4 protein-coding genes are annotated in these 15,413 nt (G+C 65.2%); 2 read left to right on the top strand and 2 right to left on the bottom strand.

What is annotated here, in order from left to right; translation table 11 throughout:
• Positions 1–18: 18 nt before the first annotated feature.
• A complete protein-coding gene (locus tag QRN22_RS19625) occupies positions 19–12,096 on the bottom strand; it encodes an Ig-like domain-containing protein (RefSeq protein WP_042554490.1) in 12,078 nt (4,025 codons plus the stop codon).
• A 501-nt stretch (positions 12,097–12,597) separates the two neighbouring features.
• Entirely contained in the window at positions 12,598–14,043 is a 1,446-nt protein-coding gene (gene zwf, locus QRN22_RS19620; protein WP_197077025.1) for a glucose-6-phosphate dehydrogenase, read from the bottom strand.
• Between the two features lie 154 nt (positions 14,044–14,197).
• On the opposite strand from zwf, the gene hexR reads away from it, so the two are divergent.
• Together hexR and QRN22_RS19610 are read left to right on the top strand one after the other, a co-directional pair.
• A complete protein-coding gene (gene hexR, locus QRN22_RS19615) occupies positions 14,198–15,070 on the top strand; it encodes a transcriptional regulator HexR (RefSeq protein ID WP_179539417.1) in 873 nt (290 codons plus the stop codon).
• Between the two features lie 86 nt (positions 15,071–15,156).
• Positions 15,157–15,345: a PA3496 family putative envelope integrity protein gene (locus QRN22_RS19610; RefSeq protein WP_042555851.1), complete on the top strand. Its 189-nt coding sequence runs from the start codon at positions 15,157–15,159 to the stop codon at positions 15,343–15,345.
• Positions 15,346–15,413 lie beyond the last annotated feature (68 nt).

Here is a 15,413-nt window from a genome sequence, read left to right as displayed (position 1 = left end):
TGCGCAGCGGCTTCCCTATCAACTGACCACGACCTGTACCGTATTCTCTTCCACCAGCAGCGTGGTGCTTCCGTAGGTATAGACGTCGTAGGTGATGCCGTCGATCTGCTGCGCCCCGGTTTTCAGCGCGCTGGCCGTGAGGTTGAGCACGTCATTGCTTTCGCCGGTGATCTGCAGGGTGTTTCTCGAATCGGTCATGGCGTCGACGGCGGCTGCGGTGAGGGTCAGCGTGCTGCCCGAATCACCGGTACCGAGATCGATGCGCTCGATGTTGCTGAAGGTGCCGATTCCCGCGGCCCCGTAGTTGATGTCGATCCCGCCATCGAAGACCACCGTGTCGAAACCGGTCCCGCCATCGACGTTGCCGAAGTTGGTGGCCTTGATCTGAATGGTGTCGTTGCCTGCGCCTGCATCCACCCGGTCGCCGGAGCCGACATTGAGGATCAGGTCATTGCCGAGCCCGGCGAAGATCCGCTCGCCGGCGATGGTCGCGTTACCGGAGAGGATGTCGTCCGCTGCCGTGCCATCGACCCGCACGCTACCGATGGTCAGGCCGAGCAGGCCCAGTGGGTCGAGGTCGACGGTGTACACGCCGCTGGTCTTGCCCGCGGAAGTGGCGGTGATGCGCAGCGCCAGATCGCCGCCGAGGTTGAGGATGTTGGTGAGCGACAGACCGAGCTGGCTGAGCACCGTGGGGCTGAGCAGGTTGAGCGAGAAATTGCCATTGGCGTCGGCAGCCAGCGGGGCGACGCCGATGTAGCCGACCGGGGTCAGCACTTCGACGGCCAGTGCGGCACCCGCCACGGTCTTGCCGCTGATGCCCAGCCGGGCAGCGGGAAGATTGAGCAGATTGAGATTGGCGTCCACGGCCAGGTTGCCCAGGGTGATGGGTTGCTGCTGCAGGCTGGTACCCAGGCCCAGGGTCGCGACGTTGCTCTGGTTGCCCGCCTGATCCCTGGCGGACACCGAAACCTGGGCGCTGAGCAGTTGGTCGTAGCTCAGGCCGATGTTCAGCCCGGTGAGCAGATTCACCGAGGCCAGGCCCGCGTTGTTGGCGGTGACCGTGGCGGTGGCCACCGTACCGCCCAGGTCGATGCGGATCGTCAGTTCACTGTTCGGCTCACCGGAAATGGTCAGCAGGTTACCGACCAGACCGAGCACTGGAGAGGACGGCGCGATGGTATCGACGGTGAAGTTCGCCGCCTGGGAGTTGGCGCCATTGTTGATATGCGCCGTCACCGAAGCCGCCCCTTGGGGGAAGCTGCCAGCGGGTGGCACTACCGACACCACGGCGCTGCCTGCCAGAGCCTCGGCGGCGGTCACGGTATGGGCCTGATTGAACTGGTAACCACCCGTGCCGGTGTAGGTGACGGTGACCACGTCACCGGCGCGCACGCCGGTGGCCAGGCCAACGCGCACCTGGATGCCATCCGCCGCTTCGGCAGCATTGATGTAAGTATCGGCTGCCTCGGCAACGCTGATGGTCGGCGCTGACAGGTTGGGCGCGTTGGTGCCCGCCGATGCGCTGACGTTACCCGCCGCGTCGATGGCCGCCACGCCGATGGGCTGGCCGGCCACCAGTGCCGGGATCAGTACGGCGGCGAAGGTACCCGCTGCGGTGGCCGTCACCGTGATCGGATTGGCGACGTTGCCATTGACCACGATACGCACCTGGCTGCCGGCCTCGGCGTTGCCGGTGAGCAGCGTGCCGTCCGCGGTAACGAACAGGTTGCTTGGCGCGTTGGGTGCCTGGCTGTCGATGTTGGTGGTCGCTGCAGTGCTGGTATTGCCCGCTGCATCCCTCGCAACCGCGGTCACCGTGGTGCCGTTGGCCAGCGGCGCTGCGGGTGTGAAGCTCCAGGCGCCGCCGGCATTGGCGGTGGTTTGACCGAGCGCGGCGCCGCCCGGGCCGGTGAGGATCACGGTACTGCCTGCTTCTGCAGTGCCGGTCAGCAGGGTGCCCTTGCTGGGTTGAATGGTTGGCGCTGCGGGTGCGACGCCATCGATGGTGGTGCTGATCGAGCCGCTGGTATTGCCAGCGGCGTCGCGGGCCACCGCGTTGACCACGGTGCCATTGCTCAGCGCACTACCCGGCGCGAAGCTCCAGTTGCCGCTGGCGTTGGTGAGTGCCGTGCCGATCGGTGCACCTCCTGCGCCAGTCAGTAGCACCGTGCTGCCGGCTTCCGCCGTGCCGCTGAGCAGGGCACCGTTGCTCGGCTGAATGGTCGGCGCTACCGGTGCCACGGCATCGATGGTGGTACTGACCGAGCCGCTGTTGTTGCCGGCGGCATCTCTGGCTATCGCCGTTACCACCACGCCGTTGGCCAGCGCCGGGCTGGGCGAGAACGACCAGGCGCCGCTGCCATTGGCAGTGGTAGTGCCGATCTGCACGCCGCCCGGGCCGGTGAGAATGACCGTGCTGTTCACCTCTGCGCTACCGCTCAGCAGCGTGCCGTTGCTAGCCAGGATGGTCGGGGCCGCAGGCGCTACCGCATCGACGGTGACGCTGGCCGATGGGCTGGTGTTGTTGGCTGCATCCCGGGCGACCACGGTGACCTGGGTGCCATTGGCCAGCGGTGTACCGGGGTTGAGGCTCCAACTGCCGCTGGCAGTGGCGGTGGTGATACCGATTGGCGCACCCCCGGGACCGGTGAGGATCACCGTGCTGCCCGCTTCGGCCGTGCCGGTGAGCAGGGTGCCATTGCTGGCCTGGATGGTTGGCACCGCTGGCGGCACGCTGTCGATGACGATGATCGCCGGCGCGCTGACATTGTTGGTGGCATCGGTGGCGGTGACGCTGACCGAGGTGCCATTGGCGATGGCCGGTGAAACCGGCAGCACCCAGTTTCCGGTGATCGGATCGGCGATGGTCTGGCCGAGTTGCTGGCCGCCGACACTGACGGTGATGGTGCTGCCCGGTTCAGCGCTACCGCTGAGCAGGCTGCCGTTGCTGGGCGCGACGACGGGCAGGTCCGGTCCGGAGTCGTCCACCGTCACGCTAGCCGAGCCGCTCGTGTTACCTGCGGCGTCTACGGCGATCGCGGTGACCAGCGTGTTGTCCGGCAGCGCCAGGGTCGGGGTGAAATGCCAGTTGCCGTTGGCATCGGCGATGACCTGGGCGATCTGTACGCCCCCTACGCTCAACCGCACCGTGCTGCCCGCCTCTGCGGTACCACTCAGATCGACACCATTGCTGGCGGCGATGAAGGGCGGCTGAGGCGCGATGGCGTCGACACTGGTGCTGGCCGAGGCGCTGAGGTTGCCTGCCGCATCCCGCGACACCACGGTTATCAGGGTGCCGTGGCCCAGTGCCGTGCCCGGCGTCAGGCTCCAGGCGCCATTGGCATCGGCGGTGAGCGTCGCGAGGGGGCTGCCATTGGCGGTGGTGAGGATGACGGTACTGCCAGCCTCTGCGGTACCCCGCAGCAAGACGCCATTGGTGGCATCGATGGTTGGTGCAACAGGTGCCACGGCGTCGATGCTGACGCTGGCGGACGCTCCCGTGTTGCCTGCCGCATCCCGGGCGCTGACGCTGATCTGGGCGCCGTGCTGCAGCGGCGTTTGTGGGCTGAAGCTCCAGGCCCCGCCCGGCCCCGCTATGGTCTGACCGATGACCACCCCACCTGGGCCGGTGAGGATCACGGTACTGCCGGCCTCGGCAGTACCGGTCAGCGACACGCCATTGCTCGGTTGCACGGTCGGCACGACGGGCGCCACGGTATCGATCACCAGGCTCGCGGATGGCCCGGTGTTGCCCGCCGCATCGCGCGCCACCACGGTGACCTGGGTGGTGTTGGTGAGTGCCACGGGGAGGATGAACGACCAGTTGCCCGCACCGTCGACCTGCGCCTGACCAATGGCGACGCCGCCAGCGCCGGTGATGATCACCGTACTGCCGGCCTCTGCCGTCCCGCTCAGGATGACGCCGTTGCTGGCACCGATGGTTGGCGCTCCGGGTGCCTGTGCATCGACCGCCGCAGTGGCGGCGGTGCTGACGTTGCCTGCCACGTCGGTGGCCGTGGCACTGAACTGCGTGGCATTGCTCAGCGCCGTGCCCGGGGTCAGTGACCAGTTGCCGTTGGCGTCCGCCAGAGCGGTACCGATGCTGTTGCCGGCCACCCGTACGGTCACCGTGCTGCCGGCTTCGGCGCTGCCGCTGATGACCAGACCATTGCTTGGACTGATCAGTGGCGCGGAGGGCGCGATGCTGTCGATCAGCGTGCTGGCTGGGGCGCTCTGGTTGCCCAGTGCGTCGCGGGCCACCACCGTGACCAACGTGCCGTTGGCCAGCGCCGAGGCGGGCGTGAAGCTCCAGTTGCCACTGGCATTGGCCGTGGTGGTGCCGATTGCGGCGCCGCCCGGGCCGGTGATGATCACCGTGCTGTTGGCTTCGGCAGTACCGCTCAGCAGCACGCCATTGCTCGGATTCACGGTGGGGTGATCCGGCACCTGCGAGTCGATGACCGTACTCGCCGATGGGCTGGTATTGCCCGCCGCATCCCGGGACACCACGCTGACCTGAGTGCCGTTCGGCACCGCCGTCGTGGGTGTGAAACTCCAGGTGCCGCCCGCGTTCGCCGAGGTCTGGCCGATGATGCTGCCGCCCGGGCCGGTGATGATCACCGTGCTGCCGGCTTCCGCGGTGCCACTGAGCTCGATGCCGTTGCTGGGCGAAATGGTAGGTGCAACCGGGGCGACACTGTCGATGGTGGTGCTGACTGCGGCGCTGGTATTGCCCACGGCATCCCGGGCGACTGCGCTGATCAGCGCGCCATTGGGCAGTGCAGGCGAGGGCGTGAGTGTCCAGGTTCCATCGGCCGTGGCGGTGGCCTGGCCGATGATGCGCCCGTTGGCATCCGTGACCACCACCGTGCTGCCTGCTTCGGCGCTACCGCCAAGCTGCGTGCCATTGCTGGCATCGATCGTCGGTGTGGCCGGTGCCAGCGCATCGATGATGGTGGCTGCCTGACCGCTGGTATTGCCGGCGGCATCGCGAGCCACTGCCGTGACCACGGTGCCGTTGGCCAATGCACTGCCCGGCGTGAACACCCAGTTGCCGTTGGCGTCGGCAATGACTTGGCCAATGGCGACGCCACCCGAGCCAGTGAGAATCACCGTGGCTCCCGCTTCGGCGGTGCCACTCAGCTGCGTGCCGTTGCTGGCGCTGATGGTGGGGGGATTGGGCGCGACCGCGTCGATGGTGCTGGTGATCGCCCCGCTGGTATTGCCGGCGGCGTCCCGGGCGACCACGGTCACCACGGTGCCGTTGGCGATTGCCGTGGGCGGCGTGAATGTCCAGTTGCCCTGGGCGTCGGCAACGACCTGGCCGATGACGGCACCAGCGGCACCGGTGATGATGACCGTGCTGCCAGCCTCGGCGCTGCCACTGAACGTAATGCCATTGCTCGATTGCAGGGTTGGGACGCCGGGTGCCACGGCATCCACGGCCGTGCTGGCCGGGGCGCTGATGTTGCCGGCGACGTCACGGGCCACCACCGTGACCACGCTGGCATTGGCCAGCGCCGGGGAAGGGCTCAGGGACCAGTTGCCATTCGCATCGGCGATGGTCTGGCCGATCACCCGACCGTTGGCATCGGTGACAATCAGGCTGATACCGGCCTGCGCGGTACCCGAGAGCAGGGTTCCATTGCTCGGATCGAGGGTAGGCGCATCGGGGGCGACGTTGTCGATGGTGGTGCTGGCCGAAGCGCTGGTGTTGCCAGCGGCGTCGCGGGCTACGGCGGTCACCAGGGTGCCGTTGCTCAGCGCCGCGCCCGGCGTGAATGTCCAGTTTCCATTCGCATCGGCGATGACCTGGCCAATGCCGATACCGCCACTGCCGCTGAGGATCACGGTACTGCCGGCTTCGGCGGTGCCGCTGAGCAGGCTGCCATTGCTCGGGTCGATCGTCGGCGCTGCCGGGGCGATGCTATCGATGATGCTCGTGGCAGGCGCGCTGTCGTTCACGCCATCGTTGGCGACTGCGGTGACCACGGCGCCGTTGGGCAGCGCCGCGGGGGGAGTGAAGCTCCATTCACCTTGAGCGTTCACGCTGGCCTGGCCGATGGAGGTGCCATCGGCAGCGGTGAGTATTACCGTGGTGCCCAGTGGGGCCGTTCCGCTCAGTTGCAGGCCGTTACTCGGATCGATGGTAGGCCGTGCTGGCAGGTCGGCTTCCACGCTGATCGTTGCAGGACCGCTCTGGTTGCCTGCCGCATCGGTGGCGATGACCGAAACCGAGGTGTTGTCGGGCAGTGGCGTGCCCAGCGGGATCGTCCAGTTGCCATTGGCGTCGACCGTCGCTTGCAGATTGAGATCCGCCGGGCTGGTTACGGTGATCGTGGTGCCGGGTTCGCCCGTACCGCTCAATTCCAGCCCGTTGCTTGGATACAGATCAGGAGCATCGGGCGCCAGGTTGTCGATGGTGGTGGATGCTGCCGGACCGGTATTGCCGGCTGCATCGCGAGCGCTCACGGTGATGGTGATGCCATTACCCAGCGCAGGATTCAGTGCATAGGACCAGTTGCCGCCTTGGTCTACGGGTATTTCAATCGCGGCAGCCCCTCCGATGCCGAGCAGCAGCGTGCTGCCCGGCTCGGCGGTGCCGCTGAGGGTGGTCCTGCCGTCGCTGGGAGAAATCGTCGGTGCGGCCGGCGCGATGGCATCGACGGTGACGGATGCCGATGGGCTGGTGTTACCGCTGGCATCACGGGCGACCACGGTGACTGGCGTGCCATCGAGAAGCGGATTGGCCGGGCTGAACGTCCAGCCGCCGTCGACGTCCGCGGTGGCCTGGCCGATGAGCACACCGCCGGGGCCGGTGATGATGACGATGCTGCCGGCTTCGGCGATACCACTGAAGCTACTGCCATTGCTGGCGTCGATGCTGGGTTGCAGGGGCGCATTGGTATCGATGGTGACGATGGCGGAGGGCTGGCTGATGTTGCCTGCTGCATCGGTCGCCGTGACCTGAATCTGGTTTCCATCGATCAGGGTGTCGGGCGGTGTGGGCGAGAACGACCAGTTGCCTTGGGCATCGGCCACCACGCTGCCGATTTCGGTCTGCTGGCCGTTGACCAGCAGCTTGATGCTGACCGTGCTGCCGGCTTCGGCAGTGCCGCTCAGCAACGTGCTGGTACCCACCACGATCACCGGTGAACCGGGTGCCGCGGCATCGATCTCGATGGTTGCTACAGGGCTGAAATTGCCGGAAGCATCGCGAGCCACCGCGCTAACGGGGGTCAGGTCTGCCAGCGGGGCGCTCAGGGGATGGGTCCAGACGCCGTTCGAGTCGACACCGACTTCAATCGCTGGCGCGGTGCCGATGGTGAGCAACAGCGTGGTTCCGGGTTCGGCAGTACCGCTGAGCAGGGTCTTGCCATCGCTCGGGGCCAGGGTGGGTGTTGCCGGGCCGACCGCATCGACGATCACGGCAGCAGGAGCGCTGGTGTTGCCGGCACTGTCACGGGCGACCACGGTGACCTGAGTGCCGTCGAGCAACGGGTTGGTTGGCGTGAATGCCCAGGTATTGTTGCCGTCTGCGATGGTCTGGCCGATGACGACGCCACCCGGCCCGGTGATGAGGACGGTACTGCCCGCTTCAGCGCTGCCGCTGAGGATGCTGCCGTTGCTGGGTTGAATCACCGGGGTGGCGGGGGCCAGAGCATCGATTGTGACACCCACCGAGGCGCTCTGGTTGCCGGTGGCATCCCGCGCGACGATGCTGATCGCGGTGCCATCGGGCAATGCAGCGGGCGGCGTGAAGCTCCAGGTGCCGTCAGCGGCGACCAGGGTCTGACCGATGACGGCGCCGCCGACGCTGATGATCAGAAGGGTCCCCGCTTCGCCGGTGCCGCTGAGCAGTGTGCCGTTGCTGGGCCCCACGCTCGGTGCATTCGGTGCCTGGCTGTCGATGGTGACGCTGCTGGCCGCACTGGTGTTGCCGGCGGCATCGCGGGCGACCACGCTGACCTGGGTGCCATTGCCGATTGCGCCGGTGGGTATGAAGGTCCAGTTGCCATTGGCGTCTGCAGTGACCTGGCCGATGCTGGCGCCGCCAGCTCCGGTGAGGATCACGGTACTTCCCGGCTCGGCGCTGCCGCTGATTTCACTGCCATTGCTCAGGGCGACGGTGGGGGCTGCGGGGGCGACGCTATCGATCGTCAGCGACGCGGCCGGGCTGGCGTTGCCGCTGGCGTCCGTGGCGATGACCCGGATCTGCGCGGCGTTGGGTATCGGCGTGGCGAGGGGGATGCTCCAGGTGCCATTTGCGCCCACCACCGTTTCGGCTATCAGGTTGCCGGCCAGATCCCTGATGGTCAGGGTGCTGCCTGGCTCTGCGCTACCGCTCAGTACACGGCCATTGCTTGGATCGAGAAGCGGAGCGGCGGGTGCGCTCGCATCGATGATCACGCTTGCCGATGGACTGGTATTGCCGGCCGCATCGCGCGCGACCACGCTGATCTGCGCGTTGTCGGCCAACGCGGGGGACGGCGCCAGGGTCCAGTTGCCATTCGCATCGGCGGTGGCTCGACCAATGACCCGACCATTGGCGTCGCTGACGATCAGCGTACTGCCTGCTTCTGCGGTTCCGCTCAACAGGGTGCCGCTGCTGGGCAACAGGGTGGGCGTCTGCGGGGCGACGCCATCGGTGGTGGTCGTGGCTGCTGCGCTCTGGTTACCGGCGGCATCACGAGCGACAACGCTCACCAGCGTGCCGTTGGCCAGTGCCGTACCCGGTTGGAATGTCCAGACGCCCTGATCATTGGCAGTGGCCTGGCCGATGCTGGTGCCACCCGGGCCGGTCAGAATCAGCGTGCTACCGGCTTCGGCGGTGCCGGTCAGCAGGCTGCCGTCGCTTGGCTGGATGGTCGGCGTGGCCGGCGCGATGCTGTCGATCACGGTGATCGCCGGTGCGCTGCTGACGCCATTGACGTTGACCGTAGCGCTGACGCTGGTGCCGTTGGCCAGTGGCGCGGCCGGGCTGAAGTTCCAGACCCCGTTCGCATCGGCGCTGGTCTGGCCGATGGCGACACCGCCTGCGCCAGTCAGCACCACGGTCGCCCCGGCCGTTGCGGTACCGCTGAGCGCGCTGCCGTTGCTGGGGGCGATGGTTGGGCGTGCCGGCAGCGCGATATCGATGATGGTTCCGCCAGCGGTGCTCTGATTGCCCGCCGCATCGGTGGCGGTCACTGCCACCGATGCGCCATTGGGCAATGGGCTGGTCGGGGTGACCGTCCAGTTGCCATTGGCATCGGTTGTCGCCGTCTGCTCGGGGTTGCCCGGGGTGGTGACGGTCACGGTGCTGCCCGGCTCGGCGGTGCCGCTCAGAATGTCGCCGTTGCTGGGGTGCACCACGGGCGCTGCCGGAGGCTGGCTGTCGACACTGCCATTGACCGGTGCGCTGCTATTGCCGCTGGGGTCCTGTGCCACCACGGTGACCGGGGTGCCATTGGCAATGGGTTGGCCTGGCAGGTAGGTCCAGTTTCCATCGTTGCCCACGCTCACCTGCACGGCGGGCTCGTTGCCGATGGTGATGATGACCGTACTGCCGGGTTCGGCGGTGCCACTCAGTGCGTTGCCTCGCGAAGGTGCGAGCGTGGGCGCTTGTGGCGCTTCTGCGTCCACCACGCCGGTGGCCGGTACGCTGACGTTGCCGGCCTGGTCACGGGCGCTCACGCTGATCGGGGTGTCATGGCCGAGGGGTTGGGTTGGCGTGATGCTCCAGTTGCCGTTGGCGTCGGCGATGGTTGCTCCGATGATCACCCCGCCCGGGCCGCTGACGGTCACCGTGCTGCCGGCTTCGGCGGAGCCGCTGATAGTGATGCCATCGGTTGCATCGAGCGTCGGAATGGTCGGCGGATCGCGGTCGATGACCACGGTGGCTGGAAGGCTGGTATTGCCGACGGCGTCACGCGCCGTCACCTCGATGCTGGTCCCGTCGCTCAGTGGCGTGGTGGGGATGAAACTCCAGTTACCGTCCGCATCGGCAGAGGTCTGCCCGATCAGTTGGCCATTGCTGTAGATCAGGATGATCTTTGCGCCGGCTTCGGCCGTCCCCGTCAGCACTTCGCCGTTGCTGGGCTGCACCACGGGCGCTTGGGGCGGCGCGGCATCGACGGCGATGGTGGTGCTGGCGCTGTCGCCCTGGGCGTTCTGGGCAATGGCGTTGATCACCGAGCCATTGGCCAGAGGCACTGCTGGCGTGATCGACCAGGCGCCGCTGCCATTGGCTGTGGTCTGGCCGATAAGGCCGCCATTGGCGTCTCTGACGATGATGATGCTGCCGGCATCAGCGGTGCCGGAAATGACCGTACCGTTGCTCGCGGTGATGACCGGGGCATTGGGCAGTGCGTCGTCGACGGTCACCGAGTCGGCAGGGCCGGTATTGCCTGCGGCATCGCGTGCCGCAGCGCTGACCAGGATGCCATTGGCGACAGGTGGGCTGGCGGTGAAGCTCCAGTTGCCGTTGGCGTCTACCAGGGTCTGGCCAATCACGGCGCCAGCGGCGCTCAGTATCAGGGTGCTGCCGGCCTCGGCCGTGCCGCTGAAAACCACGCCGTTGCTGTTGCCGATCTGTGGCGCCAGCGGCGGGCTGGCATCGATGGTCAGGGCGGTGGGCGGGCTGCTGTTGCCAGCCCGGTCGGTTGCGACCACGCTGACTAGCGTTCCATCGGCCAGCGCCACAGCCGGGCTGTAGTACCAGAGCCCACTGGCGTCGGTGGTGACCGTTACCGCTGGGTTGCTGCCGATGGTCAGGGTGATGGTGCTGTTGGCTTCCGCCGTGCCGCTCAGCAAGGTGCCATTGCTGACCTCTACGGTGGGCGCGTCGGGAGGGCTCCGATCGATCACGATACGGATGATCGGTGAGCGAATGCCCTGCACGTTGATCACCGACATGTCGACCAGGGCACCGTCCGCCCAGGGGACGTTCGGAGTGAACGTCCAGTTGCCATTGGCATCGGCAGTGGTCTGGCCGAGCAACGAGCCATCTGGGTTGGTGAACTCCACTGTCGCGTCCGGCGGCGCGGTGCCTGTCAGTTGAGCACCATTGCTTGGCTCGACCGTCGGGGCTTCAGGTGCCAGCACGTTCGGCGCGGCGATGGTCGCCGTCTGGCCCTGATTGCCCGCGCCATCGATGACCCATACCGCGATGGTCTCGCCAGCTACCAGCGGTGGGTTCAGGGTGAACGTGAAGCGCCCGTCGGGCCTGGCGATGGCGAAGCTGTCGGCGATGCCGTCACCATTCAGATCGATCTCGACGCGCGCGCCAGGCTCGGCGAGCCCAGTCAGCACATCCCCTTCGGCAGACACCTGCAACTGGCTGGCCGGGTCCGGTGCGCTGATGTCGGGTGCGGCCACCTGCGCTGCGGGGCTGGTAGCGCCCGCCGCATTGACCACCACCACGCTGACCGCCTCGCCGTTGGTCAGCGGCGGTACGAACGACACCACGAAGCGCCCGTCGTTATCCACCGTGGCGGTGTAGTCGACGTTGCCATCGCCGTTCACATCCACTCGCACGGTCGTGCCAGCTTCGGCGCTGCCGGTCAGCAGGCGGCCGTCCGCACTGACCTGCAGGCTGCTCGCAGCGGATGGGGCGACCGGGGTTGCGCCGCCGTTGTCGTTGTTGCTGTCTCTGCTGCTGATCTCATCGGCCACCACCACACCACCGGCGATCGCCACGCCACCGATGAGCGCAGCGGTGCCCAGACCCAGGGCGCCGCCGGTGGTTGCCGCCGCGGACGTCAGCGAGGTGAATCCGGACAGGGTGGTTTCCGATGCATAGGACGCGGCGAGGATGCCGTCGGAGGCGGCTTGCGAGAGGTCTACCGCGATCAGTTGCTCTTCCTCACCCACCAGGAACAGCTGGCTTGGCTGTTCGACGGGTGAATAGAAATTACTGATCCGCAGTACTTCCCCATCCTGCATCTGCACGACCAGATCCATGCCTTCACGGCTGTAACTGGCGACGGATTCCGGAGCGATATTCAGTGCGACGTTGCTGCTCTGACTTAGCGGTAACGTGTTGCTGACAGTGCGCTCGGTTGCTTGAGCGACTTGCTGGTCAATAGGGGCGACCTTAGCCTGTACAGCCATGAAGATTTCTCCCAATCCTTAACTTTCGACTTCCATCGAATTCCTGACTTCACTTCGGGAGTAACCCGTACTTCAGTTGCACCAGATAAGACGACCGCTACTTAAACCTAGCGGTCGAATCGCAAGCATGTAGAGAGAAGTGATACTTTTTTGGAATAGTGTTCCGGTATTTTTAGGCCCTAAAGCTATTTAATACCAACGGATTAATGCCAGATTTTTATAATGAAAATCCCAAGTATATGTTTTGGTTGTTTATTTTTTAAATTTCTATTGGCGAAATTTTTAGTCGAGAAATGAATATGCAGTTTTCTTTTGAAAAAGAGTCATTTCTGAACTATGCCGCTGCAACAGCGGCATTTATATAAGGTTCAATTGTTTTGATCGGGGATGGACTGAGACGGCGCAATATAATGGCCAATGGCTTACAGGCGGTATCGGTATTCGGAGTTACAACTTTGCTTACCAACGGTTAATGAATGATCGATAACTGGCCGTTCTCGATCATTCGATCCATTCGCGGCCATGCCGCTCCAGCAAGTGCTGCAATTGTTCTGGCCCGTTACTGCCGGCAGGATAAGGGCGTGGGCTCTGATAATGCTGATTCCAGCCCTTGATGATCGGATCGATCCATTGCCAGGCGGCTTCCACTTCGTCACGGCGCATGAACAGCGTCGAATCACCTTCGATGACATCCAGCAACAGGCGCTCGTACGCATCCCAGCGTCGTTGTTTGTTGAAGGCATCGGCCAGGTTGAGGTCCAGCTCGACCGGTTTCAGGTGCATGCCCTTGCCGGGGTTCTTGGCCATCAGCTGCAGGCTGATGCGTTCCTCGGGCTGCAGGCGGATCAGCAGCTGGTTGGCTTCGCCATTACCGAACAACTGGTGGGGGACCGGCTTGAACTGGATGAGGATTTCCGACGTCTTGCGCGCCAGCCGCTTGCCGGTACGCAGGTAGAAGGGCACGCCTGCCCAGCGCCAGTTGTTGATCTCGGCCTGCACGGCGACGAAGGTTTCGGTGTCGCTGTCGTTGTCGACGTTCTTCTCGAAGTAATAGGCAGGCACTTCCTGGCCGCCGATCCTGCCGGCGGCGTACTGGCCGCGTACGGTCTTGTCGCGCACGTCGAGGCCGGTGATGGGCTTCAATGCTTCGAGAATCTTCACCTTCTCGTTGCGCACCGACTCGGCGTCGAAGCGCACCGGGGCTTCCATGGCCACCAGGCAAAGCAGCTGCAGCAGATGGTTCTGTACCATGTCGCGCATCGCCCCGGCCTGGTCGTAATAGGCGCCGCGGTTTTCCACGCCCAGGGTCTCGCAGACGCTGATCTGCACGTGGTCGATGTGCCCGGCGCGCCACACGGGCTCGAACAGGGCGTTGGCGAAGCGCAGCGCCATCAGGTTCTGCACGGTTTCCTTGCCCAGGTAGTGGTCGATGCGAAACACCTGGGATTCGTCGAAAACCGCCCCGATTCCCGTGTTGATCTCCAGGGCCGATTGCAGTGAATGGCCGATGGGCTTTTCCAGCACGATGCGTGCGCGGGGGCCGGCCAGGCCTGCAACCTTGAGGTGCGAGGCGATGTCTTCGAACAGATTGGGCGCGGTGGCCAGGTAGTAGACCCTCACCCGTTCCCGATCATTGCCCAGGTACTTGGCCAGGCGGCCGAAGTCGGCGCTTTGCGAGGCGTCCATGACGAAGTAGTCGAGACGCTCGGCGAACGCTTGCCAGGTTTGCTCATCGAAGTCGGCGCGTGCCACCTGTACGCGGCAGTGGCGCTCGGCGAGGGCCTGGTAGGCCGCGCGCGCGTGATTGCTGCGGGCCAGGGCGAGAATACGGGTGTCGCGATGCAGGCGACCGTCGCGATGCAGGTAATAAAGCGCAGGCAGCAGTTTGTGCAGGGCCAGATCGCCAGTGCCGCCGAAAACCAGCATGTCACAGGAATTGCTCAGCATGGGAACTCCGAATCGGTTTGTCCGTGCGAGGGCGTCAGCCTTGTAGTATAACTACAAGCACACTACACCCCCGGCGCATCTCGATCATAACCGAGTCGTGACACCTCTAAAGTCCAGCCGGCGTCTTCATCACTTTTCAGTCGAGTCTCTGCCAGTGAATTTGTTGCAGCACATTGCCCAGTCACGCCACCTCCTGCGCAAGTCGGAACTCAAGGTGGCCGATCATGTGCTACTCGATCCTGCGGCGGTGATGCACAGTTCCATGGCGGAGCTGGCGCATTCCGTGGGCATCAGCGAACCAACCATCGTGCGCTTCTGCCGCGCCATCGGCTGCAGCGGTTTTCAGGATCTCAAGCTCAAGCTGGCGCAGAGCCTGGCGGCTGGTGCGAGTTTCGGTCAGTTCGCCATCCATGAAGACGATTCGGTCGCCGACTTCAGCATGAAGATCTTCGACACCACGCTGCATACCCTGATCGAGGTGCGCGAGAAGCTCGATCCGGTGGCACTGGAGAAGGCCATCGGGCTGTGCTCCCAGGCGCAGCGCATCGAGTTCTACGGTTTTGGCGCGTCCGGTGCCGTGGCGGCCGATGCCCAGCACAAGTTCTTCCGCCTGCTGCTCAATGCCGCGGCCTATTCCGACCCGCACATGCAGGCGATGTCGGCGATTACCCTCAAGCCGTCGGACGTCGCGGTGTGCATCTCCCAGTCCGGGCGCTCCAAGGATCTGCTGACCACGGCCAACGTGGTACGTGAAGCCGGTGCCTCGCTGATCGCCCTGTGCCCGGGGCAGACGCCGCTGGCTGATCTGGCTACCGTGAACCTGGCCATCGATGTGCAGGAAGACACCGAGATCTACACGCCGCTGGCCTCGCGCATCGCCCACCTGGTGGTGATCGACGTGCTCGCCATGGGCGTGGCCATGGCCCGTGGCCCGAGCCTGGTCAACCACCTCAAGAGCGTCAAGCGCAGCCTGCGCAGTCTGCGGCTATCGGCGAAGTCGATAAAGAATCACGAAGAAGGCGCCTGAGTTCACCTCAGCGTCACCGCATTGCCCTCAAACTGTCATGGCACTGGCTGAATCTGGTCTCCCGTTATTCAACCTGGAGACCTGCCATGGCTCGCCATGTGGATGAAGCGCAACAGCATGAACAGAGTGTGGTGAAAGCCCGGCGCAAGCTGCTCGACGAGCAGCGCATGCGCTACCGCCGCGCCATCGAGGCGTATGGCGAGAACCGTCGGCTGCAGTCCGAGATCGCCAGTTTCCACGACCCGTTCTCCGGTGAATCGCACCGCTTGCACTGAGTGAGCTGAACAGCCGCGTCGTGTGCCGCACATCTTGGTGATCAGGCTCCTATAATGGCGCCCTTGTC

The sequence above is a fragment of the Pseudomonas sp. MEJ086 genome (assembly GCF_030209025.1).
In the GTDB taxonomy this organism is placed as follows: domain Bacteria; phylum Pseudomonadota; class Gammaproteobacteria; order Pseudomonadales; family Pseudomonadaceae; genus Aquipseudomonas; species Aquipseudomonas fulva_A.
Note: the sequence above shows the minus strand (reverse complement) of the source record. Positions and strands in the feature narration are given on the sequence as shown.